Source organism: Pigmentiphaga daeguensis, assembly GCF_039523035.1.
Lineage (GTDB): Bacteria > Pseudomonadota > Gammaproteobacteria > Burkholderiales > Burkholderiaceae_B > Pigmentiphaga > Pigmentiphaga daeguensis.
Map to the genome: position 1 here is coordinate 1 of NZ_BAAAEN010000043.1, position 23,384 is coordinate 23,384.

The following is a 23,384-nucleotide window of genomic DNA, read 5'->3' on the forward strand; positions in this document are numbered from 1 at the left end:
TGCCAATGATTTGTTCTTCTGTGAAACGCTTCTTCATGCTACCTCCACGGAGGCAGACTCTACATCATTACCGTACTAATCTCGGGGAGCAGGTCAGGCGGTCTTGCTGTTCCCTTCACCGTATCACGGCGTTCTCGCCGTCAAGGGCGGCGCGCGCTGGTGCGCGCTTGCGTCCTGGCGGCCGTCTGCGACCCCTGACTGCTTGCGCTGCGCCGTGTTTCCCACGGTTCCGGGCAATTCCGCCCGAGTAACCGGAGCACGATCATGTCGCAACTTTCCCTCTCTCTCGATACTCCGCTGATGGTGCGCGATGGCCGTGGCCGCTATCGGCCGGCGGACGCCGACCAGATTCTGGAAGCTGCGCGTCAGGTCATCGAACAGAAGATGCAGCGCGGCGAGACGTTCACGTCGCCGGAGGCGGTGAAGGACTACCTGCGCGCCAAGCTGGCCGGCTACGAGCACGAAGTCTTTGCGATGCTGCTCCTCGACACGCGCCATCGGCTGATCGACTACGTGGAGATGTTCCACGGCACGATCGACTCGGCCGAGGTACATCCGCGCGAAGTAGTGAACAGGCGCTGCGGCTCAATGCGGCGGCGGTCATCATTTCGCACAATCACCCCAGCGGGAACCCCGAGCCGAGCGCGGCTGACAAAGCTCTGACCGCGCAGCTTCGGCAGGCGCTGGCGCTGGTGGAGGTTCGCACGCTGGATCACATCATCGTCGAGGGCAGCAGCACCACGTCATTCGCCGAATGCGGCCTGCTTTGACCCTCGGGGGCTTCGGCCCCCTTTTTTTGCTGCGCCCGGTGGCGCAGCTCCGGCCCTTGCGGGCCTGCGCGTGCTGCGCACTTGCCGAAAACCGGGGTGCGTGGAGGTGCGAGGGAGGCGGTCTTGCTGTTCCCTTCATCGTACCACGGCGTTCTCGCCTTCAAGGGCTGCGCGTGCTTGCACGCTTGCGTCCTGGCGGCCGTCGTTGACCCCTGACTGCTTGCGCTGCGTCGTGCCCCGGAAGGGTCGGGCAATTCCGCCCGGCATCCTTTCAGGAGTTCACCATGAACAACGCACTCATCACTGACGAGCAGCGCATCGTGCTACTGGCCAACGGCCGCGAATCCTTGGAGAACCCGGACTTCGATCCGGCCCCCGTGGTCAAGCTGTTCACGCCGGACGCCGGTGCGACCTGGCTGCTGACCGAGATTGATCCCGATGACCACGACCACGCCTTTGGCCTTTGCGACCTGGGCCTGGGGATGCCGGAAATCGGCTGGGTCAGTTTGGGCGAGCTGGCAACGGTGCGTGGCGGGCTGGGCCTGCCGATCGAGCGTGACCTGTCGTTCCGCGCCGAGAAGCGCTTGAGCGCTTATGCGCGCGATGCGCGGCTGGCCGGGCGGATCGTTGTCTAACCCGGCCCTGGGCGAATGGCCCAGCAGCGCATCCCATATCGGGATGCGCTTTACTACATCGTCAGCGAGGCCAGTCGTCGCTGCGAACACCTTCAAAGAAGCCAGGGCCGACTTCGATACGCAGTGAGGAGTGGCGGCGCAAGATCTTCTGCGCTATCTCGGGCGATGCGTAGTCCGTGAAGTCGAGGAGGTAGCCATAGACCATTTCACCGCTACTGCCGTCCAGCTCCATTGCTTCTACATCGGCGAGATTGCCAACCTCATGCAGTTCGAGGCCCAGCAGTTCGGCATAGGCTTGCGATACGCTGCGCGGCGGTGGCTCGCCATCGTAGTCGTCATCTCCCCAGTTCGTATCGAGTTCCGCTTTGGTGACTTGGCAGTCCACTGACCCAAAGCACTGGCTACCCAATCGATCCACTGTCAGGAAGCCTTCCACGTTCACTTTGTGGCCCGCGTAGGGGCGCTCAGTGTCGATTCCCAGGCCAACATGGCCATCCAGGTTGATTTCCAGCGAGCCGCCAACGGGTACGTTTTCAGACTCGACCTCGAAATCGAAATAGACCTCATCAATGCCATCGTAATTGGCGTTGGCCATCTCGCTGTTCACGTCATCGTTTTCGATGACCACCTGATCCACATGCTCACGCAAGTAGTTGTCGAAGTCCGCATGAGAGGCGTGAATGTGTGTACGAGGCGCCCGCTCTTTGAAGGCTGCGTCGATCAACTCGTGCAGTTGGCTTGGCGTGGGGGCCGCGCCAAGTTCGCTGGCGCGCTGATCGAGCTGGTCGTAGTCGACTACAACGTGGTGGACGTTGCCCAAATCCTGGGGTTCGACCGCGGCTACCTGCGCAGCCTGGTAGGCGGCAAGGCTCTTGTAGCCAAGTGCAGCAACGATGAGTTGCTGCGCGTGGCCAAGCTGCACAGGTGCGGCCACGGAAGCGCTGTTCTTGCGAACAGAATGGGCAAGGTCGGAAATGCCGATGGGCATACGATTCTCCTGATTTCAGCGCAGACCAATCGAGCGATTACTTGGCCTACGCCCAGGCGATATCGCATGGTGGTGGCAAGAAATACGGGGGAAAGCAGAACGCAGTCTTGATTGAGCCGCTCGAAGCTCAGGCGGACAGGGCCTTGCCCACATTGTCCGCGAAAAATCGACCAAAGACAAATTCCGCGATGCCCAAACTGCTGGGCGTCCCCGGCCACCTGGGAGATGGCCGGTCGCGCTGTCGTGCGCGTAGCGCATCGAGCCGCCTGCGGCGTCTCGCCCCTTCCGGGCTTCCATCGTTCCCTCGCTCCGCTCGGCTGACGCCTCCGGCCCGGCTTCCCGCTTCGGGCCTGCGCGCTTCGCTTGCCGTGCGGTCAGCGCAGGGGGAAGGCCGTTGCCATGTCCAGCCGTCTTCCCTGACTCCATCACCTTGTCCGCGACTGTAGCCCGCTCCCGTGTGCCATCAAGGCGCGCAGGGCCGTGTCCTCGGCTGCGCCTGCGGGCCGCACCAACCCTGCGCTTTTCTCCTTGACGGCCCCCGTCCGCGCGCTCCTGACCGTCGCGGGCGATGAACTCAGGAAAGACGGTGGCAACAGGGCCAACCGGGTTCCTCGTGCCGACCGCACCGAACAGCCGAAAGGCTGGGCTCCGAATCTAGGAATCCGGTGTGCGGTGTGAACAGCAAACCTCTTTTTGTCAGGAGAAAGACCATGCAACTCGCATCCCGTTTCGCTTCCCGCTCCCCCTCGCTGCGCAGCGACTACCCGCTGTCCGATGACCAGATTCACCGTGTAGCGCCGTCCATCTTCGCGGACGCGCCGCATGAAAGCCGTTCGCAGCGGTACGCCTATATCCCCACCGCCGCCGTGCTGACCGAGCTTCGCAAAGAAGGGTTTCAGCCCTTCATGGTGACGCAAACCCGCGTGCGCGATGAAGGCAAGCGCGAGCACACAAAACACATGATTCGCCTGCGCCACGCCAGCCAGATCAACGGCGCGGAAGCTAACGAAATCGTGTTGCTGAACTCGCACGACGGCACGAGCAGCTATCAGATGCTGGCCGGCATGTTCCGGTTCGTGTGCAGCAATGGCCTTGTCTGCGGTGACACCGTGGCCGATGTGCGCGTACCCCATAAGGGCGACGTGGCGGGCCAAGTCATCGAAGGCGCGTTCGAGGTGCTGCGCGGTTTCGAGCGTGTGAAGGAATCCCGCGACCTGATGCGCGGCATCACCTTGGACGATGGCGAGGCCGAAGTCTTCGCACGCGCCGCGCTGGCCCTCAAGTACGACCCCACCGACAACAAGCCCGCGCCCATCACCGAATCGCAAATCCTGATGCCGCGCCGGTTTGAAGACCGCCGCCCTGACCTGTGGAGCGTGTTCAACCGCACGCAGGAGAACTTGACCAAGGGCGGACTGTCCGGGCGCAGCGCCAACGGACGCCGCCAGCAGACCCGCCCTGTGCAGGGCATTGATTCCGATGTGCGCCTCAATCGCGCCCTCTGGATGCTGGCCGATGGCCTGCGCCAGTTGAAAGCCTGAACCGTTCCCCCGCCGGAGGGGCGGTTCCCCTCCATTCCCTTGTTTCACTCGATTGGAGATTCACCATGAACGCCACTACGCAAACCGAAGCCCGCGCCGTCAATGCCGCCGCCGCTGTCCCGCTGGAAGCCGCCGACCCGACCAAGAACCTGATTCTGGTTCCGCTGTCGCGGCTGGTGCTGCGCCCCACGGGCCGCAACGTGCGCAAGACCCCGCGCATGTCCATCCCCGAACTGGCCGCGAGCATCCAGCGCGTGGGCCTGCTGCAAAACCTGATCGTGATCGCATCCGCCGATGGCGAGCATTACGAGGTGGTCGCGGGTGGCCGTCGCCTCGCCGCGTTGAAGCTGCTGGCGAAGAAACACCGTATCGGCAAGGAATGGGAAGTGCCTTGCCTGCTGGTGGCCGATGGCACGGCCCGCACCGCCAGCCTCACCGAGAACGTGCAGCGCGAAGCAATGCACCCGGCAGACCAGTTTGAAGCCTTCGCGGCACTGGTGATGGAGGGCCGACCCATCGAGGACATTGCGGCGGATTTCTCCGTCACGCCGCTGGTGGTGCAGCGCCGCTTGAAGCTGGCGAATGTTTCCCCGCGTCTGATGGCTGACTATCGGGCCGACGCCGTGAGCCTTGACCAGTTGATGGCCCTTGCCATCACCGACGACCACGCAGCGCAGGAAAGTGCGTTCTACGATGCACCGCAGTGGCAGCGCCATCCCTCGCACTTGCGCGAACGCCTCACCGAGCGCGAAATCGACGCCTACCGGCATCCGCTGGTGCGCTTCGTCGGACTGGAAACCTACGAGGCCGCAGGCGGTGGCATCCGCCGTGACCTGTTCGCGGAAGATGATGCGGGTGTGTATCTGACGGATGCCGCACTGCTGGAACGGCTGGCGCAAGACAAGCTGGCAGGCATCGCCGCCACTGTCCGCGCCGAGGGGTGGGCGTGGGTGGATGCCACGCCGGGCGTGACCCATGCCGACCTGCACGCCTTCCAGCGTGCGCCGAGGGAACGGCGCGAGCCGACCAAGCGCGAAGCGCAGCGCATCGAGAAGCTGCAATCCAAGATGCAGGAACTGGCCGCAGCCATAGATGACGCGCTGGACGCCGACGACGAGGACAAGGCCGACGCCTTGCAGGAGGAAGGAGAAGCCGTTGGCGAGCAGTTGCAGGCTTTGGAAGATGGCTTGCAGGACTACAGCCCGAACGTGAAGGCCGCAGCCGGTGCCATCGTCACCATCGACCGCAACGGCGAGGCCGTGATTCATCGCGGCCTGCTGCGCGAAGCCGAGGCGAAAGCGCTGCGCACGCTGGAAAGGCTGCGCCAAGGGTTCAGCGGCGAGGATGCCGCGAACGATGAGGAAGGCGAAGACGACGAAGCGCCCAAGACCGCCGCCGTGTCCGACCGGCTGGCGCAGCGCCTGAGTGCGCATCGCACTGCCGCGCTGCAAATCGAAGTCGCACGGCATCCGCATGTCGCTCTGGCCGCGCTGGTGCATGGCATGGTGCAGACCGTCTTGCAGGAAAGCCGCTACGGCCTCAGCCGTGATTCTCTGCCGCTGGGCGTGGGCCTGAAAGTGCAAGACCGGCTGGAAGGCATGGCCCCGGACTGGCCGGAATCGCCCGCCGCCGTGGCACTGCGCGAACTGCAACAGGTGGCGGGTGAAGCCTTGCCGGAGGACAGCGCCGAGCTGTTCGCCGCGCTGCTGGCGAAGCCGCAAGACGAACTGGTGCGACTGCTGGCCGTGTGCGTGGCGTCCACGGTGGACGTGGTGACGCCTCACGCCACGCCGCAGCAACCGGGCGCGGAACTCGCGCAGGCCGTGGGGCTGGACATGGCCGCATGGTGGCAGCCGACCGCAGAAGGCTACTTCAAGCACGTTTCCAAGGCCGTGATTCTGGATGCCGTGGGCGCGTTTGCACCTGAATCCGTCACCCGGCTGGCGAAGCTCAAGAAGGCCGACATTGCCAGCGAGGCCGAGCGGCTGGCCGATGGCACGGGCTGGATGCCCGCCATCTTCAAGGCCGCAAGCCCGCAGGAAGCGGCGCAGGACGAAGGCCCGGAGCAGGATGCCCCGGAGGACGCCGCGGCAATGGCGGATGAACCCGCCGAGACGCTGGCCGCTTGACCCGCGCCGCAGGCAAGCGCCCCGGTTTCGACCGGGGCGCTTCGCTGGAAGGAGAACTACCCATGACCCGCATCACGACCAGCCGCCCGCACATGGCGGTCATCTACGCACCCGGCACGGTTCGCGCCCGCCGCTGGCACGGTGATGGCGACGTGCGCGGCTACCGCCCGCCCTCGGGCTGGTCGGCCCGCGCCGACCTCACCGACATTCACCCCATCACGGGCCGCGCCTTGCTGCGCGCCGTGTGGTGGATCATCGAGACGAAGGAATAGCCACGTTCAGCACCGCGCCCAGGCCGTTCCGTCCTGGGCGCGGTGAACTTCAAAAATCCGGGCGCGGCGGTAGCCGCGCCCGGTGTCAAAGGCGAACAGCTGGAACACCACGCCTCCGCCTTCGCTTGTGCTCAGGCGGCGGCGTTGAAGGCATCGCAATACCGCGCGGTGCCTTCTTTCATTGCCCCCATAAATGACAAGAGCAATATAGTGAAGTGATATTGGGGGGCAATATCTAATGAACAAAGAACATCGTCCGCATGGCAAGGCTCCTACCGCATGGGAAGCCGACATTCTCAAAATCCGGGCCTTTGAGATGGTGCTGATCCTTTTCTACATGGAAGATTTGCGGCGCTTCATCATGGGCTCCATCGAGGCGACCGACAAACTGCATGGGCTGAATCGGCTGAGTGATGGCAAACCCAAGACCAGGGAAGGCAAGAAGCTGGAGCTGGCCCGCGCCGTGCTGGTTTCCGAAGGGGTCATTGACCAGGCGGAGAGCGATGAACTCAAGGAATTGGTGGACTACCGCAACATCATTGGGCACACGATCCATGACCTGACCGTGGATGTGGGAGCCTATTCTGATCTGACCAGACAGCGAGACCCCAAGACCTTCAAACCGATGCCTTTGTATGACTACACGGCAGCCAAGCGGGCCAAGGCGCTGCGGCAGAAGGTGAGCAAAGGCATGATGAAGAAGTTCATGATGATGGCGTCGCTCGACTTCCTGGCCTTTGAAGCGGCGGAGAAGACCTACGTTGCGGAGATCGAGCGGCTGAAGAAGCGGGTCAACCGAGGCATCGTGAAGGCCAACAAGGTGATTGCGGAAACGAATCGCATCATGAAGGCCATCCCGGAGTCGGTCATGGAATCGGCCCAGCCCGGCCACCCGAGGAACGTCAAGGAAAACGGAACCTTGAGCAAGCGCGGCGTGGAGTGCGTTTTCCAGCTCTTTGAAGCCCAAGCAACCCCGTTGGCTGCGGCTTACCTGATGAGGATTTCGCAGCGCTCGGCCACGCATTGGTTTGCCAAGTGGAAGGCCAGCAAGGCGTAGCGCTTTCCGTCTGCGCTGTTCGGTTGGATACCTCGGGCGTGTCGGCGCGATGCGCCGCCGGGCTTTCGGGCTGCGCCCCATGCTTCGTGCCGAATCACGGCCATTCGGCTTCAATCCCTCACGCCTTCGCGCCTGCGGCGCTGCGCGCTTCGCTTGCCTCCGGGGGAAAACCCTGCGGGCTATCCCCGCCGCGCGATGCTTGGCGCCCCTCGGGCACTGCCGAACCGGCTGGGCCGGATCGGCAGTGCCCCACCGCATGGGCAGGGCTGGGGCGGTACGCTGGGGCTTGCTGCGGCAGGTTGTACGAATGCGTGCCGTCCTCAACGCTGGCGGTTCTCGCCCATCACGTCACGAAGGACGGTTCACAGACATCCCGCCCGGCATCGCTATGGAGCTTCCATGTCACGCCTCAAGGCTGGCGCCCCTAAATGCGGCAGGGGCGTTCTCGCCTGTCGTTGGGGTATTGACCTGGCCCGCGTCAGGGCGCAAGCCGGTGCAGCCTGTGTGCGGGGATGCCGAGCCGGCCCTGTCTCCTTTCGGTGCGGTTCGGCCCAAGGCGTCCTTGTCTCGTTGTGAATCCTGGCGGTGGCGCGGCTGCGCCTCGGGCTTCATGGCTGCAACCGTCCGGCGAAAACAATTTCCCCTCTGCTGCGCAGATTCCTCGCGGGACAAATTCTTTTCGCCTCCCGGCTCTCCACTGCGTTGCGACCGCAAGCGGTGCAGCCAGCCCGTCCCCCGCCGGCCGGATCACAACAAGGACGCGATGGGCGCGAACCTTGTTCCACCAAAAGGAGATCCATCATGGCCAACATCGGCACCTTCACCGCAGACAAAGACGGCTTCACCGGCACGCTTCGCACCCTGACGCTCAACGTCAAGGTCAAGCTGGTGCCCAACGACAAGGGAGACAACGAGAAGGCCCCGGACTTCCGCCTGCAGGCCGCCAGTCACGACATAGGCGCGGCGTGGAAGAAGACCAGCGAGGCCGGGCGCGAGTACATCTCCATGACCCTCGACGATCCTTCGTTCCCGGCCACGGTCTACGCCCGCCTGATCGAAGGCGAGGACGGCACGCACGACCTGATCTGGTCGCGCAGCAAGCCCCAGACGGCCTGACGGCCGCCAGCGCCCCGCCCACGCGGCGGGGCGCAGTGCTGCTTTTGCGGCGCTGCGTGGAGGCAGCACCATCGCCTGGTCTGCGCCGTGTCGAGTTGCTTGAGTATGCGTTGAGTCTGCGGTTGCAAGAACAGTCGGGCGTGCGGTGCTTTGCACCGCCGGGCTTTTCGGGCTGCGCCCCGTGCCGACTTCACCGTCACGGCCATCCGGCTCCAATCCCTCACGCCTACGCGCCTGCGGCGCTGCGCGCTTCGCTTGCCCTCCGGGGATCGGCGCAAGGCCCATCCCCGCCGCGTTGCACTTGGCGCCCCTTGAACGCCGCCGAACCGGCTTTCGCCGGATCGGCCGGGCCGTCGCCTACGGCTGGGCCGCTGCTGCGAGCTGGCTTTCAGCCTCGCTCATCAGCACGGCCGTGCTGCATTCGAGCGCGCCAGCTATCTTGAAAATGATCGCCAGCGTGGGCATGTGCTCGCCGCGTTCGATCTTGCCCATGTGGGAGCGCTCGATACCGGCCTGGTGCGCCAGCGATTCCTGCGCGATGCCGCGCTCCATCCGCAGCGCACGCACCGCCGCGCCGAAGGCGTGAGCCAGCTCGGCGTCGTGGGTGGTGGAGCCGGCCGGTCGGCCGCGCTGGACGGTTCGCTTCTGCATAGACAGAAGCGTCAATTCGCAGCACAATTAAAACCACGTTATCTTTAACTCAATCACTCGATTCGATCCTTTTTCGTGCTTCTACGTTTTTACGGAAATCCGCCTCTGAGGCTTTCTGCAAAAGCGCACAGTCTCATCCGTGCATTTCTTCCAATCCGCCGATACGGCTATGTTTGGGTGGATTTGTTCCAAGAAGGGGCCGCCCATGAACCGACTCATCACCGAGGACGAGCGCAGGCAGTTGCTGGCCCACGGCCAGGCTCGCGCCCGTGGCGAGGCCATCGACCCGCTGCCCGTGGCGCGGCTATTCACTCCGTACGCGCATCTCATCTGGCTGCTGGCCGCGCTCGATCCTGTCGATGGCGATACGGCCTGGGGAATGATCGACCTGGGGCTGGGGATGCCCGAACTGGGCTCCGTGAAGCTGTCCGATCTGGCATCCATCGTCGGGCCGCGCCAGCAGCCCGTGATGCGGGATCGGTATTTCCAGGCAGCGCGCCCGCTGTCGGAATATCTGCGGCTGGCCCAGGAGAACGGTTCCATCCTCGATTGAACCGTTCGCGCTCCAGCCAGACCGGGCGCATTGAGACTATTTCAGTCTTATTCCTGACCTGTCCGGTCTGAATCCGCACTCTTGCATCAAACCATTGCTGGTGTGACTCAATCAGTCAGGCTCTTTTGTGCGGAGTCGGGCACGGTGTTTTATGCCGCATGACGTTTTCAGGTCGAGCGGCCGTCGCATTCGGACGGGATTCGCAATACACCGGAGCCAATCTGGCTTGACACCGCATGTTACAGCTTGAATTGACACAGAGGACGGTTTTGACCTGGATGCGGTAGCTCCGTTTTGATCTGCCCGTGGCGGCGTTCCTGCGGTTCGACAGGAGCTTTCGTTATGGTCAACCCTCATCACGTTGCCCACTGGTATCCCACCGCCGCCTATTTGTACATCCTGGGATTGGACATGCTGGCGCTGGCCTGGGAGTATCTGCGCAGGCATCCCGATTACCGGCTCGACTGGATGCGCCACCGTCGCCGGTCACAGGCCGCACAACATGCGGCGCTGCGCTGGGGCTTGCGCCTGCTGGAAGACCCTGCCCTGGATGCGCGCGACGCGCACCCGGCCTGGCTGCCCGGCAATGCCGCCGTGGTGCAGCTCCATCCCGATCACGATCCGCCGCCGGATGCGGCCGTGTTCGCGTTCTGGCGCATCCCTGGCCACAAGCAACTGCTGCACGACGGCAAGGGACTGGCGCTGATCGTGCGCAGTCCCGGCCATTGTTCGCGCTTCGCGCTCGCTCCGGGTCTGGAGGACGGCATGGCGGTCGTCCATGCTCATCGCGGAAGTGGTGACGGCGGCGCTGCTGCGCCTGCCCGCTGCCATGCGCCCGTGCCGGACGCCGCGCTGGCCCATGCCATGCCCAGGCCACCTCCTGCCGCACTGTTGGAGCTGCACACCTTGCAGGCGCTCGACGCGACCCTGGCGGGTGCGTCCTTGCGCGAAGTGGGCGAAGGGCTGTTCGGTGCCGACGCCGTGGCCGACTGGTACAGCGACGGCGGGCTGCGCTCGAAGGTGCGCCGCCTGGTGCGGCGCGGCGATGCGCTGATGCGCGGCGGCTATCGCCGCCTAGCACAGCTTGCGCCGCTTGAGAAGGGTCGTTTTGATAAGGACGCAAAACGACCCTGAGCAAGAGGGCTTCGTTTTCTGAGACTGCCTCCATCCGGTTGCGCTGTGTGGCCGGAGCTTTGAAAGCTATGGAGGTTCTTACCATGCGTCCTGCTCCCTTGCGGCCTGCCGCCACTGTCTCGACCGCTGCCGCGCAGCCCCAACGCTATCTCACCAACGACGAAGCCGCCGAATACTTGCGCCTGTCGCCGCGCACGCTGGAAAAGCAGCGCGTGATCGGCGGCGGCCCGCGCTTTCGCAAGTTCGGCCGGCGCGTCATGTACGCCGTGGCCGACCTCGATGCCTGGGCTGCCGACCGCAGCTTCGAGACGACCTCCGATCCCGAATACGCCGAGCACCACTCGGCTGACAACCGTGCGCGCTGATCGGCGGCGCGCGGCAGGCCATCGCCATGTCCAGCACCGCGCTGCCGTCCCGGCAGCGGCCGTTGCAGGAGCGCGAACAGCTCGACCTGTTCCGCGCCTTGCCCAGCGACATGGCGCCGCGCGACAGCCAGGACTTGATGGCCTATCCGTTCTTCTCGCTCGGCAAGTCCAAGCGGGTCAAGCCCATCGACTTCCGTGCGGGCAAGGTGACGATTCGCGTGGAAGGCACGGCCGAGCACGGCATCGCCACGATTTGGGATGCCGACGTGCTGATTTGGGCGGCCTCGCAGATCGTGGAGGCGAAGGATGCGGGCCTGCGGCCATCGCGGCTGATCCGTGCAACGCCCTACGAGATCCTGCGCTTCATCGGGCGCGGCAAGTCGCTGCGCGACTACCAGCGCCTCAAAGCGGCCTTGGATCGCCTGCAATCGACCACGGTGGCCACGTCCATCCGCGAGACAACCGGGCGACGCCTGCACCGCTTCTCGTGGATCAACGAATGGAAGGAACTGGCCGATGCCAGCGGCACGCCGCTGGGCATCGAGCTGATCTTGCCGGACTGGTTCTATACGGGCGTGCTGGATGCCGCCCTGGTGCTGACCATCGACCCGGCGTATTTCCGGCTGACCGGCGGCATCGAGCGATGGCTGTACCGGCTGGTGCGCAAGCACGGCGGCAAGCAGGCATACGGCTGGCAGTTCGATTTCCGCTACCTGCACCAGAAATCCGGCAGCACCGCCAAGCCCTACGACTTCGCCTGCGACCTGCGCACGCTTGTCGCGCGGCAGTCGCTGCCCGGTTACGTTCTGGGCATCGAGCGGATGCCGGACAGCGGCGCCGAGCTGCTGACCTTCCGGCCCGTGCCGCATACGGCACGGGGATAACTCCGGGAGAGCCTGTGAATCGTGTCGTGCTATCAGGCGTGCGGGGTATCGTGCTATCAGGCGTGGGACTATCGTGCTATCAGGCGTGCCAATCGGCCGCAAACCCGCGCCAGCACTGGGTTTGCGCACCCTCTAACTTCCCTAACTTAAATTCTCTAACTTGTAGTAGGGAAACGCCGCTGCGGTGGACAACCGCCACGCGGCGCGAAACGCAGCAGCAACAGCCGGGCTTTCCAGCAGGGAGGGCCAGGCCATGATCGTCGCGCTGCTCAACCAGAAAGGCGGCGTGGGCAAGACCACGCTCGCCACGCACATCGCCGGCGAGCTGGCGATGCGCGGCCAGCACGTTGTGCTGCTGGACGCCGACCCGCAGGGTTCATCGCTGGACTGGACGCAACGCAGAAGCCAGCAAGGCTTGCCACGGCTATTCAGCGCGGTGGGCCTCGCACGCGAAACGCTGCATCAGGAAGCCCCGGAGCTGGCACGCCGCGCCGATCACGTCGTCATCGACGGGCCGCCGCGCATTGCCGCCTTGGCGCGCTCCGCGCTGCTGGCGGCCGAGCGCGTGCTGATCCCGGTGCAGCCCAGCCCCTATGACCTGTGGGCCAGCGCCGAGATGGTGGCGCTGATCCGCGAGGCGCAGGTGTTCCGGCCGCTGCTCCGCGCGGCCTTCGTCATCAACCGGCGCGTCAGTACCACCGTGATCGGGCGCGAAGCGCGCCAGGCGCTCGCCGACCAGCCGCTTCCTGCGCTGCGCGCGGAAGTGCATCAGCGCATCGTGTTCGCCGACAGCGTGGCCGCTGGCCGGCTTGCACGCGAGACGGCACCGGACAGCGCCGCCGCGCGGGAAATCACCGCGCTGGTGGACGAACTGCTGCGGTGGACGACATGACAGCGAAGTCACCACCGAACAGCAAACGTGCGGCAAAGCGCGTCGGCATCGGCGCGCGTCCGCCCGCGAATCCGCACGCCGAGGCGTGGATTCGCCAGGGCGACGCCGATGCGCTGGGCAAGGGCGACCTCTATACGGCCCGCCTCACGCTCGACATCACGCCCGCCATGCGGGCGCGCATCAAGGTGTCGGCCTTCACGCAAGGCGTGACCGTGGCCGACCTGCTGCGCGGACTGCTGGAGCGGGAGTTTCCCGAGAACCGCAGGGAGAACACACCATGACCGCATCCACTCCACCAGTCACCGCGCCTGCCGCTGTCGCGGCCACGGCTGCACTGGCTGCGCCTATCGGCCAGCCTGCCAGCGCGCCGTTGACGCGCGTCGCGCTCGCCTACATCGAGGCCCGTTTCAAGCTCTACCTGCGCTTCGGCGAACCCGCGCGCGCGCACCAGCTCGACCGCTGGCGGCGTAGCGCGGTGTTCCTGCCGGGCGCGTTGTTCTGCCGCGTGCGCTGGCAGTCCAACGACTTCGGCACCGTGCGCTGGCAGCTCATGGTGATGCAAGCCTGCACACCGCTGGATGCGGCGCAGCGCATCCCCGGCGTGCAGCCGGGCGCGCGCCTGCTACTGCACGCCGAGGGCGACGGGCAAGTGCGCGCCGTGCTGGAACGCATCGACGCCATCGAGGCGCTGGGCGTCGCGCCCATCGCCGTCTCGCCCGCGTACTGGCGCACGCTCGCCAACCGGCTCGCCGCGCGCCTGCCGCTGCCCGAATACACCGCCGAGCGGCACGCCGCCTGGCTGACCGGGAGGGCGCTGCCATGACCACCGTTTCCACCACCGGCACCGCACCGTGTCCTCGTTCGCATGCACGCTCACGCTTGCGCGCTCGCATCGTGCTCGCTGGCTTCGCCGCCTGCGGCCTCGCTGCGCTGGCCTGGGCTTCGTTCGTGCAGCCGCTGCCGCGCCTGATCTATAACCCGTCCGACAGCGTGGCCGTCGGCTGGTATCGCGTCGATCCGCTGCACCATCGGCCCGGCTCGCTGCCACGTCCGTCGTCCGTGGGCAGCATCGTCCTGACCACGCTGCCGCCAGACGCCGCCGCGCTGGCCGCGCAGCGCGGCTACCTGCCGGCGCGCGTGCCGCTGCTCAAGCGCGTAGGTGCGACCGCGCCGCAGCACGTTTGCGTTTTCGATGCGCTGGTGTGGATCGACGGCGTGCCTTCGGCCGCCGCGCTGCCCGCCGACCGCTGGGGCCGGCCGCTGCCATCCTGGCAGCAGTGCCGTCGCCTTGAAGCTGGCGAACTGTTCCTGCTCAGTGTGACCAACCCGGCGTCGTTCGACAGCCGGTATTTCGGGCCGGTCAGCGCATCCGCCGTGATCGGCGTCGCGCATCCGGTCTGGCTGGAGTCTCGCCCATGATGGCCGCCGACTCGCTGCACGTTGCCGTGCATTTCATCGTGCCATCGGGCGTGTCGTTCTGCTGTCCGTCGCCATGCTGTCGCGCGTGCAGTGCGAGCGCATCCGCGCCGCACTTCGCGCTGCCTTCGGCGCAGCCGTCCCACGTGCAGGCGTCTTGCCTCGAACGCGCCCGACCTGCGGCCCTCACCGCGCTGGTTCGCGCGTTCGCCGGCGCGCTGGCTGCTCGCGCAGCAGCGCCGCCGGGCCGCCGGGCCGCCGCGGCCCGGAGCGCCAGCGAGGGGCAAAGGCGGAAGGCAAGACAAAAGGACGCGGCACTGGCCCGCGTCGAAAACCAGTCTGCACGTGGGGGTGGCGCGGCACGGAGCGGCTTTGCCGCCGTGCCGCGTGGGGCGCGAGGCCCGCGCCAATGCAGGCATGTCCGCGTGCTTTCGCACGACAGGACACGCCCCAGCTTTCAGGGAGCACAGCCATGAGCGACCGCCGCGATGACGATTTCCGCGTGCGCCCCAGCGCCCCGAAGAACCGGGGCAAGGGCCAGGGGCAGAGCTTCGTCTCCAAGGTGCTCAAGCAGGCGGGCAAGGCCAGCAGCGGCAAGTCCACGGTGCGCCGTCCGGCGTCGGCTCATGGCACCGGCCAGCGTCCCGGCTCGCGCCTGGGGCGCGGCCACACGGCAGCTCGATTCGCCGGGGCGAGGCTGACGCCCATGTCCCGGCGCGTGACCATCAAGACCTTGCTGGTGAATCACCAGCGGGTCAGCCCGCAGTCGCTCGCCAAGCACCTGCGCTACATCGAGCGCGATGGCGTGGGCCGCGACGGCGAGCCGGGCCAAGCCTACGGGCCGCAGACCGATACCGCCGACCTCGACGCCTTCAAGGAACGCTGCGCCGACGACAGGCACCATTTCCGCTTCATCCTCTCGCCCGAAGATGGCGCGGAACTGGAAGACCTGCGCACCTACACGCGGCACCTCATGGGCCGCATGGAGGCCGACCTGGGCACGGGCCTCGACTGGGTGGCCGTAAACCATTGGAACACCGACAACCCCCATACCCACCTGATCGTGCGCGGGCGCGATGACACCGGCAAAGACCTCATCATCGCGGGCGATTACATCGCCGACGGCTTCCGCCACCGGGCCGCCGAACTGGCGACCGAGTGGCTGGGGCCGCGCACCGAGCTGGAGATCCAGCAGACCTTGCAGCGCGAGGTGGCGCAAGAGCGGTGGACGAGCCTGGATCGCACCTTGAAGCGCGAGGCCGGCGAGGATGGCCGCGTGCAGATCGAACGCTTCAACGAGCCGAACTTGCAACGCCAGCGCCTGCTGCTGATTGGCCGCCTGCAACGCTTGCAGCGCCTGGGCTTGGCCGACGAGACGCAGCCGGGCGCCTGGGCCGTCCATGCCGATGCGGAGAAGACCCTGCGCGCCCTGGGCGAGCGTGGCGACATCATCCGCACCATGCAGCGGGCAATGAGTGGGAAGCCGCGCGAACTGGCGGTATTCGAGCCTGGAGACAATGGCAGAACCATCCTCGGGCGCGTGGCCGCGAAGGGGCTGGCCGACGAACTGCGCGACCGGGGCTATCTGGTCATCGACGGCGTGGACGGCAAGGCCCACTACGTCGCGCTCAACGCCCGCGACGAGCTGGCGAACTATCCCGCCGGCGCCGTGGTGGAGGTGAAGGGATCGGCCGCCGTGCGCGCGGCCGACAAGAACATCGCCGCGCTGGCGAGCGATGGGCTGTACCGCACCGACCTCCACCTAGCCATCGCGCAGGGTCAGGCCGGACCGGGCCGCGATCCGCAGGAAGTCGTCGCGGCCCACGTCCGCCGGCTCGAAGCCCTGCGCCGCGCCGGCATCGTGGAGCGCGTGGCCGAAGGGCTATGGAAGGTGCCGGGCGACCTGCCAGAGCAAGGCCGCCGCTACGACGCGCAACGGCTGGGCGGCGTGGCCGTGGAGCTGAAATCGCACCTGCCCATCGAGCGGCAGGCGCGCGTGATCGGGGCCACCTGGCTCGACCAGCAGTTGATCGACGGCGGCTCGGGCTTGGGCGACCTGGGCTTTGGTGGCGAGGCCAAGCAGGCGATGCAGCAGCGCGCCGACTTCCTGGCCGAACAGGGGCTGGCCGTGCGGCGCGGGCAGCGTGTGATCCTGGCGCGCAACCTGCTGGGCACGCTGCGCAACCGGGAACTAGCGCAGGCCGCGAAGGACATTGCCGGCGAAACCGGCCTAGAGCATCGCCCGGTGGCCGACGGGCAACGCGTGGCCGGCATCTACCGGCGAAGCATCATGCTTGCCAGTGGGCGTTATGCGATGCTCGACGACGGCATGGGGTTTTCGCTGGTGCCGTGGAAGCCGGTGATCGAGCAGCGGCTGGGGAAGCAACTGGCCGCGACGGTGCGCGGCGGCGGGGTGTCATGGGAGATTGGGCGGCATCGGGGGCCAACCATTTCTTGAGTCAAGGTAATGCCACAAGCCGGCGGAAAAAATTAGATCCTATTCATTGATGATTGATCAATCCAAAGCGTTTCCAAAGGTTGGGATGTCAGAATTAAAATTTTCTGTAATTGCGGATACATGGTCACATTCAAAGGCACGCTATCGCTTATCTGGATTGATGGTTTCCGACCAGTACCGCATGCGCCTTCCGCAGAATTTGGGGCAAATCCACGATGAAGAGAATAATTTGGACGTTCTGGGTTTTTGCGCTGGCATTGAGCGCTCTATGGTTTTTTGCCGATACGCTGTGGCCTGCACAGTCCAACTACTTCGCCCTGCGGACGGTATGGATTCAATACAGCGGCGTACTGGCCATCGGCACGATGTCCGTGGCGATGGTGCTGGCCACGCGCCCTGCGTGGCTGGAGCCCCGCTTGAACGGACTGGACAAGATGTACCGCCTGCACAAGTGGCTCGGCATAGCCGCTCTGGCCGCCGCAACAGTGCACTGGCTGTGGGCGCAGGGCACCAAGTGGGCCGTGGGCTGGGGCTGGCTGACGCGCCCGGCGCGCAAGCCCCGCGCAGAGGCTGATTCAATGGGCTCCATTGAATCGGCGTTGCGCGGCTGGCGCGGGCTGGCCGAAGACTTGGGCGAATGGGCCTTCTACGCCGTCGCGGTGCTACTGGTACTGGCGTTGCTCAAGCGCTTTCCATACCGGCTGTTCGCCAAGACGCACCACTGGATGGCAGCGATCTACCTGGTGCTGGCCTTCCACACCTTGGTGCTGGTGCAGTTCACCTACTGGGCGCAGCCCGTGGGCTGGGCTTTGGCTATGCTGCTGGCGAGCGGCACGGTATCGGCGGTGTGGGTGCTGCTGGGCCGGATCGGCGCGCAGCGCACCGCGCGCGGCGTTATCGAGTCGCTGCAAGCCTACCCGGCGCTGAATGTGCTGGAAACCACCCTGCGGATGGATCCGGGTTGGCCCGGCCACCGGCCCGGGCAGTTTGCCTTCGCTATGTCTAACCCGAAAGAAGGCCCGCACCCCTACACGCTGGCCTCAGCCTGGGTGCCGGAAGACCGGCGCATTACCTTCATCACCAAGGCGCTGGGCGACCACACCCGCCGGCTGCCTGAGCGCCTACGGGTCGGCGACCGGGTAACGGTCGAGGGGCCTTACGGCTGCTTCACTTTCGACGACGGGCGTGCCCGCCAGATCTGGATCGGTGCTGGCATCGGCATCACGCCGTTCATCGCGCGCATGAAGTTCCTGGCGCAGCACGAGGGCCAGGACGCACGTCCCATCGATTTGTTTCATCCGACGAGCGACGTTGATCCGAAGGCCATCGAGAAACTGCGCGCCGACAGCCAGGCGGCCGGCGTTGCGCTACACCTGTTCATCGACAAAAAGGACGGTCGCCTGACAGGTGAGCGCCTGCGTGCCATGGTGCCGGGTTGGAAAGACGCCAGCGTCTGGTTCTGCGGCCCCACGGCCTTCGGCCGCGCGTTGCGCGCCGACCTGCTGGCCCAGGGGCTGGAGCCGGAGGCGTTCCACCAGGAGCTTTTCGAGATGCGCTGAATGGAAGAAAGCATATGCGCGTATTGATCGTGGAAGACTCGCAAACGCTGGCCGAAGCCCTGAGCCAGAGCCTTCAGTCGGAAGGCTATGCCTGCGATACAGCAGCCGATGGCGTGTCCGCGCTGAAGTTTCTTGCCAGCTACCGGTACGACGCCATTATTCTGGACTTGATGCTGCCCCGGCTGGACGGCTTTGGCGTGTTGCGCGCATTGAGCCGGGAGGCCCATGCCGCACCGGTGTTGGTGCTCTCCGCGCGCGAGTTGCTCGACGACCGGGTGCGGGCCTTGGATGCGGGTGCCGATGACTACCTGACAAAACCCTTCGAGCTGGCCGAACTGCTGGCTCGCCTGCGGGCGCTGGTGCGGCGTCCGCCGCAACGGGACGTTCCAGTTCTGCGCCACGGCGATCTGGAAGTCGATCCGCGCTCGCGCACCGCGAGGTTCAAGGGCATTGATCTTGGGCTCACGCCGAAGGAATATGGACTACTCGACTTGCTGCTGCGTCGGCGCGGCGCCACGCTGTCGCGCCCGCAGATTTTTGAACATTTGTACGACAGCCGCAGCGATGCATCGGACAAAGTGGTAGAGGTGATTGTCAGCACCTTGCGAACCAAGCTCGCCCAGTGCGGCCTGGATGAACTGATCGTGACACGACGTGGCTTCGGCTACATACTCCCCTGAACGATGGTACGTCCCGATTCCGAAGCCCTCTCTGATACGAGTCAAGGCAGATCCTGGTCCTTGCAGCGGCGGCTGGCTGCCAGCCTCGTGATCTGCATTGGAGGAACCTTCGCGATCCTGTTTCCCGTCCTCGACCACTGGATCGACCACGAAATCTACCGACGGATGGATACCACCCTGATGCAACGATCAGCGGCGGTGGGGCGCGTGCTGCAGGAGTTGGATGCGAGAAAGCTCGAAAGCCTCATGCCGGAATACGAGCCTGGCGGGCATACCGAGTTCTTCACGATCTTCGATCCGCAGACCCACCGGGCCTTGCTGCGTTCGCCCAGCAGTGCTGGGGCCGAGCTGGCGCTTGGACCGGTGGAGCAAGGCACCCCACGCTACTACGACGTGATACTCCCGGACGGCCACGCGGGCCGCGCGCTGGCGACGCGCGTGCCGGTAAGAGGTGAGGAATCTCGATTGCTGGTTGTGGCAACAGAACGTCGGGATTGGGATCAAACCGAGCGGCGCATCCACTTCACGCTCCTGGGCGGTATCGCACTGGCGACGCTCCTGGCCACAGGCCTGGCGCTGCTCATGGTTCGGCGCATCGTGGTCATGCTGGAGCGCGTCGGCGTGCAACTGGCCGACCTGCGTTCGGATCGGCCGATTGCGCGGATCGGAGCGGACTTTCCACGCGAACTGCGGCCGTTTGCCGAAGCCTTCAATCAGGGCTTGCATCACCTGTATGCGGCCATTGCCCGCGAGCGCCGCTTCTCCCGCGACGTGGCCCACGAGTTGCGCACGCCCCTGGCAGAAATCCGCATCAGCGCAGAAAGCGCTTTGATCGATTCCGACCCGACCCGAATCCAGCACGCCCTAAATGCAACGATCCAGGCCAGTTCACGCATGCAGCGCAGTGTGGACACTCTGCTGTTGTTGGCGCGGCTTGAATCCGGCCAACACACACTTGCGCTTGATCCTCTGGATCTAACAGCTTTGCTGGAAGAGTTACTGGCGGGATTCAACGTCCAGCAAATGGCGCCCAAGTCACCCATCCGCGTGACTTTGCCTGAATCGGCATGGGTGCAAAGCGATCAGGGCGTGATCGAACGCATCGTCTCCAACCTCTTGCGCAATGCCATCGAATACGCGCCCGAAGGCGACGACATTCAATGTCGGCTGGAGCGCGTGGCTTCCGGCTGGATGCTAACCATCGTCAACACAGCTCCCAATTTGCAGGCATCCGATCTGGATCAATTCGGCCTTCGCTTCTGGCGAAAGGATTCCGAAGGCGGCACGGTGCATCATGCCGGACTGGGGCTGGCGCTTGCGCTGGCGCTCGCACATGCCATAGACCTGCCGCTGGCGTTCTCGCTGGCCAACGGCCGCCTGTCCGCCCGGCTTGGCCCCTGGTCGCCGCTGCTCTGAGATGGATGCAGCGGTGCCGTTATCTACACGGCAGTACCGAACACGGCCCCCACGCCCGCTGTCACCGCCATGGCCAATGTGCCCCAGAACGCGACGCGCAGCGCACTTTTGAAGAGCGGCGTACCACCCACGGCAGCGGCCGTAGCGCCGAGCAGGGCCAGGAAGACAATCGCCGTCGCAACGATCCAATAGAGCAGACTCTGCTCTGGCGCCAACAGAACCACGGCCAGCGGCATGGCCGCACCCACGGCGAAGCTTCCTGCGGACGCTATGGCGGCTTGCAGCGGGCGAGCGCTCAAGGTTTCAGAAATGCCCAATTCATCGCGCGCGTGCGCGCCCAGCGCATCATGCGCCATCAATTGCGTGGCGACTTGATCCGCGAGCCGATGATCCAGGCCACGCCGGACGTAGATGGCTGTCAGTTCCCGGTGCTCTGCTTCCGGACTGTTCTTCAGTTCATCACGTTCCCGCGCCAGGTCTGCCTTCTCCGTATCAGCTTGTGAATAGACCGATACGAATTCGCCTGCAGCCATGGACATGGCACCGGCTACCAGCCCCGCGATGGCCGTGGTCATAATGCTGGCATGGCTTGCATGGGCCGCAGCCACGCCGGCGACCAGGCTGGCCGTGGAAATAATGCCGTCATTGGCACCCAGAACAGCGGCGCGCAGCCATCCGATATGTTCAGTGCGATGACTTTCAGGGTGAGCGCGATGGTGGAATTTTGTCATTGGAAAATCAAACCCATGTGAAGCAATCTGAGGCCAGCAGTTCAGGGGTGATGACCGGGAAGCATGCGAACCAGGGTGTTGTCACGCATGACGTAGTGGTGCAACAGCGCCGCCATCGCATGCAATCCGATCAAGACATAGCCCAATGTCGCCAGCGCCTCATGGACATCCTTGAGTTGGCGCGACAAAGCAACGTCGGTGCCGATCAGAGAGGGAACGGGCAAGCCAAACAGAACAATCGGCTTGCCCGCCGCACTCAAGGTGAGCCATCCGAGCAGCGGCATGGCGAGCATGAAGCTGTAGAGCGCATAGTGCATGCCATCGGCGAGCGTGGCCTGCCAGCGTGGCATGGGTGGTTGGATCGCGGGCTTCACGCCCGCCTGGATGCGCACCCCGATACGGATCACGACGATCACCAGAACGCTGAGGCCCAGCAGGTAGTGCGAGGATTTCATAGCGTCTCTCAAGGAGCTGCCCTTGGGTGCCAGTCCGCGCAGTTCCATGCTCGCATAGACCGCGATGATGAGGAGCACGGTCAGCCAATGCAGTCCTATGACAAAAGGACTGAAACGGTATTCGGAATTTCTGATGCTCATGGTATATGGCTCCGACGTTTCAGATAGTAAAGGCGCACCGCTGGCATATCAGAGCAGGTTACTGAAAAATCAGTTTATCGATTGCTTGCTGCTCAAAACAGGCGTTTCGCCAAAATACATCGTACTGAGCAAATTTCGTTTTCTCCAAAGCTTTCTCAAAGCTTCACCGAGGAAGATGAGTCGATCTTTAAGTAAGAGATCGACAGCATGTTTCGCCTCGCCAACTTCGCGCACCGCTTCATCTGCGACGGATTCTCAATCCACGCTGTGTGCTCGCTACTCTGTTCTACGTCGTTTGGGGCGGCAAAAACATGAGCTTCTCGACCTTGAAAGCGGCGGGCACTTCCAGCCGAACCAAGACCCTGGCCCTGTCCGCCATCGGTGTGACGGCTCTGGCTACCGCAGGGTACGGCTGGTGGGCTTGGACAACGCAGCAGACAACCGTAGCCGATAAAGACGCGAGCGAGGCTGTCGCCCAACCGAACGCTGGCGGCGTTCGCCTCAACGCCTCTCAGCTTCGTGCGCAGGGTGTGGAAACCGCACTCGTCAAGGATGCCGCAGTGATACCGCTGGATGGCTTACCCGCCCAGACGGTGGCACCACTCTCGACCAGCGCGCAGGTCGTGGCGCCATATGGCGGTGTGGTGACGCGCGTTCTGGTCGATGAAGGCGCCGCAGTGCGCCAAGGACAGGCGCTGGCGCGCATCCAGAGCAAGGACGTTCTGACGTTACAGGCTGATCTGGCGCGTGCTCGCACCGAAGCGGCGGTAGCCGCGGCGCAGGCCCGGCGCGATGCCGCGCTCTTGGCCGAGGGCATCATCCCAGCCACGCGCAACGAGCAAACCCAGGCGCGCGCGGCGGCTGCGCAAAGTACGTTGCAAGAGGCCAATGGCGCTCTTGCGCGGCTTAGACCCGTTAGCGGCGGGCAGGCCGGCGAGTATGAATTGCTGGCGCCTTTGTCCGGGCGGGTGATGCGTCGTCACCTGAGCCTCGGGCAGGCGGTCGCGCCGCTCGACATCGCCTTCATAGTGGCTCAGCCTGGCCCGCTGGATGTCAGCGTCGCGGTTCCGCTGCGCTGGCGCTCGGATCTCCACCCCGGCTTGGAAGTACGTCTTCCCGATGGCACGACCGCTCGCGTGACGGCTGTTGGTGGCGACACTGACCTCAGTAGCCAGAGCCTGCGGGTACGTGCCCGCGTCGATGCCGATCAGGCAGGGGCAGACCGCTATGCGGCCGGGCAGCAGATCAGTGTCGCGCTGTTGCTGCCAGCATCGCAGGGCACCTTGAGCGTGCCAACGTCCGCACTGCTGCCAGCGGGCAGCGGCCACGTGCTCTACGTTGCGGAACCGACATCGCAAGACAAGCAAGGCGACCTGCGCGTCCGCGCCGTTCCAGTGCAACTGCTGGGGCAAGACGAATCAGAGGCGTCAAGCGCCGTGCGTGCCGTCTCGCCAGACACTGCGCCGCTTGCGGCAGGCATGCAGGTCGTCGTGCGCGGTACGGCACTGCTCAAATCCATGATTCCATTGCAATGAGGGGCG

Annotated in this window: 23 protein-coding genes and 1 pseudogene; 20 read left to right on the top strand and 4 right to left on the bottom strand. The window is 65.0% G+C overall.

The annotated features are described in order from the left end of the window. Positions 1-264 precede the first annotated feature (264 nt). Together radC and ABD104_RS28940 are read left to right on the top strand one after the other, a co-directional pair. Positions 265-770 (top strand): annotated as a pseudogene (gene radC, locus ABD104_RS28935) (RadC family protein). Between the two features lie 284 nt (positions 771-1,054). Next, positions 1,055-1,405, top strand: coding sequence for a DUF2958 domain-containing protein (locus ABD104_RS28940; RefSeq protein WP_012249083.1), 351 nt, complete (start codon positions 1,055-1,057; stop codon positions 1,403-1,405). A gap of 61 nt (positions 1,406-1,466) precedes the next feature. Here ABD104_RS28940 and ABD104_RS28945 read toward each other — a convergent pair whose 3' ends face one another. Then, on the bottom strand, positions 1,467-2,393 hold the full coding sequence (locus ABD104_RS28945; protein ID WP_343928756.1) for a hypothetical protein: 927 nt from the start codon (positions 2,391-2,393) through the stop codon (positions 1,467-1,469). A 710-nt stretch (positions 2,394-3,103) separates the two neighbouring features. Here ABD104_RS28945 and ABD104_RS28950 point away from each other — a divergent pair. The 5 genes from ABD104_RS28950 to ABD104_RS28970 all read left to right on the top strand — a co-directional run bounded on the left by ABD104_RS28950 (position 3,104) and on the right by ABD104_RS28970 (position 8,508). After that, positions 3,104-3,934 carry a DUF932 domain-containing protein gene (locus ABD104_RS28950; RefSeq protein WP_343928757.1) on the top strand — a complete coding sequence of 277 codons (831 nt, stop codon included), beginning with the start codon at positions 3,104-3,106 and terminating at the stop codon, positions 3,932-3,934. Between the two features lie 65 nt (positions 3,935-3,999). Then, entirely contained in the window at positions 4,000-6,063 is a 2,064-nt protein-coding gene (locus ABD104_RS28955; protein ID WP_012249086.1) for a ParB/RepB/Spo0J family partition protein, read from the top strand. Positions 6,064-6,125: 62 nt separating this feature from the next. Further along, positions 6,126-6,335 carry a hypothetical protein gene (locus tag ABD104_RS28960; RefSeq protein WP_012249087.1) on the top strand — a complete coding sequence of 70 codons (210 nt, stop codon included), beginning with the start codon at positions 6,126-6,128 and terminating at the stop codon, positions 6,333-6,335. 238 nt (positions 6,336-6,573) lie between these two features. Further along, entirely contained in the window at positions 6,574-7,392 is an 819-nt protein-coding gene (locus ABD104_RS28965) for a ribonuclease HepT family protein (RefSeq protein ID WP_012249089.1), read from the top strand. A gap of 801 nt (positions 7,393-8,193) precedes the next feature. Then, a complete protein-coding gene (locus ABD104_RS28970) occupies positions 8,194-8,508 on the top strand; it encodes a DUF736 domain-containing protein (protein WP_012249090.1) in 315 nt (104 codons plus the stop codon). A gap of 357 nt (positions 8,509-8,865) precedes the next feature. Here ABD104_RS28970 and ABD104_RS28975 read toward each other — a convergent pair whose 3' ends face one another. Further along, complete coding sequence (locus tag ABD104_RS28975; protein ID WP_011516230.1) at positions 8,866-9,159, bottom strand: helix-turn-helix domain-containing protein; 294 nt, start codon at positions 9,157-9,159, stop codon at positions 8,866-8,868. 205 nt (positions 9,160-9,364) lie between these two features. Between ABD104_RS28975 and ABD104_RS28980 the strand changes: the two genes are divergently transcribed. The 12 genes from ABD104_RS28980 (at position 9,365) to ABD104_RS29035 (ending at position 20,516) form a co-directional block, all read left to right on the top strand. After that, positions 9,365-9,712 carry a DUF2958 domain-containing protein gene (locus tag ABD104_RS28980; RefSeq protein WP_343928758.1) on the top strand — a complete coding sequence of 116 codons (348 nt, stop codon included), beginning with the start codon at positions 9,365-9,367 and terminating at the stop codon, positions 9,710-9,712. Positions 9,713-10,054: 342 nt separating this feature from the next. Further along, positions 10,055-10,846 (top strand): DUF2285 domain-containing protein, encoded by a 792-nt coding sequence (locus ABD104_RS28985; RefSeq protein ID WP_012249092.1) that lies wholly within the window; start codon positions 10,055-10,057, stop codon positions 10,844-10,846. Between the two features lie 83 nt (positions 10,847-10,929). Continuing rightward, entirely contained in the window at positions 10,930-11,211 is a 282-nt protein-coding gene (locus ABD104_RS28990) for a helix-turn-helix transcriptional regulator (RefSeq protein WP_041863808.1), read from the top strand. Between the two features lie 26 nt (positions 11,212-11,237). Further along, positions 11,238-12,095, top strand: coding sequence for a replication initiator protein A (locus ABD104_RS28995; protein ID WP_012249094.1), 858 nt, complete (start codon positions 11,238-11,240; stop codon positions 12,093-12,095). A gap of 253 nt (positions 12,096-12,348) precedes the next feature. After that, the gene (gene parA, locus ABD104_RS29000; RefSeq protein ID WP_012249095.1) at positions 12,349-12,987 is read left to right on the top strand and encodes a ParA family partition ATPase; all 639 of its coding nucleotides are present in this window, start codon (positions 12,349-12,351) and stop codon (positions 12,985-12,987) included. Further along, positions 12,984-13,268: a hypothetical protein gene (locus ABD104_RS29005; RefSeq protein ID WP_012249096.1), complete on the top strand. Its 285-nt coding sequence runs from the start codon at positions 12,984-12,986 to the stop codon at positions 13,266-13,268. Before parA ends, ABD104_RS29005 begins: the two co-directional genes overlap by 4 nt. Continuing rightward, positions 13,265-13,810 (top strand): DUF2840 domain-containing protein, encoded by a 546-nt coding sequence (locus tag ABD104_RS29010; RefSeq protein ID WP_012249097.1) that lies wholly within the window; start codon positions 13,265-13,267, stop codon positions 13,808-13,810. Before ABD104_RS29005 ends, ABD104_RS29010 begins: the two co-directional genes overlap by 4 nt. Further along, positions 13,807-14,406, top strand: coding sequence for a S26 family signal peptidase (locus ABD104_RS29015; RefSeq protein ID WP_343928759.1), 600 nt, complete (start codon positions 13,807-13,809; stop codon positions 14,404-14,406). The genes ABD104_RS29010 and ABD104_RS29015 overlap by 4 nt, the downstream gene beginning before the upstream one ends. Positions 14,407-14,875: 469 nt before the next feature. Continuing rightward, the gene (locus ABD104_RS29020) at positions 14,876-16,861 is read left to right on the top strand and encodes a relaxase/mobilization nuclease domain-containing protein (protein ID WP_343928760.1); all 1,986 of its coding nucleotides are present in this window, start codon (positions 14,876-14,878) and stop codon (positions 16,859-16,861) included. Positions 16,862-17,076: 215 nt separating this feature from the next. After that, positions 17,077-18,420, top strand: a complete 1,344-nt coding sequence (locus ABD104_RS29025; RefSeq protein ID WP_063598493.1) for a ferredoxin reductase family protein — start codon at positions 17,077-17,079, stop codon at positions 18,418-18,420. Positions 18,421-18,434: 14 nt separating this feature from the next. Next, positions 18,435-19,100, top strand: coding sequence for a response regulator transcription factor (locus ABD104_RS29030; RefSeq protein ID WP_012204578.1), 666 nt, complete (start codon positions 18,435-18,437; stop codon positions 19,098-19,100). A gap of 60 nt (positions 19,101-19,160) precedes the next feature. Beyond that, a complete protein-coding gene (locus ABD104_RS29035; RefSeq protein WP_343928761.1) occupies positions 19,161-20,516 on the top strand; it encodes a sensor histidine kinase in 1,356 nt (451 codons plus the stop codon). A 23-nt stretch (positions 20,517-20,539) separates the two neighbouring features. On the opposite strand, the gene ABD104_RS29040 is transcribed toward ABD104_RS29035, so the two are convergent. After that, the gene (locus tag ABD104_RS29040; protein WP_313233450.1) at positions 20,540-21,247 is read right to left on the bottom strand and encodes a VIT1/CCC1 transporter family protein; all 708 of its coding nucleotides are present in this window, start codon (positions 21,245-21,247) and stop codon (positions 20,540-20,542) included. 41 nt (positions 21,248-21,288) lie between these two features. After that, positions 21,289-21,843 (bottom strand): cytochrome b, encoded by a 555-nt coding sequence (locus ABD104_RS29045; protein ID WP_343928762.1) that lies wholly within the window; start codon positions 21,841-21,843, stop codon positions 21,289-21,291. Positions 21,844-22,154: 311 nt separating this feature from the next. Here ABD104_RS29045 and ABD104_RS29050 point away from each other — a divergent pair, with 311 nt between their 5' ends. Further along, entirely contained in the window at positions 22,155-23,378 is a 1,224-nt protein-coding gene (locus ABD104_RS29050) for an efflux RND transporter periplasmic adaptor subunit (protein ID WP_343928763.1), read from the top strand. The last annotated feature ends 6 nt before the right edge of the window (positions 23,379-23,384 follow it).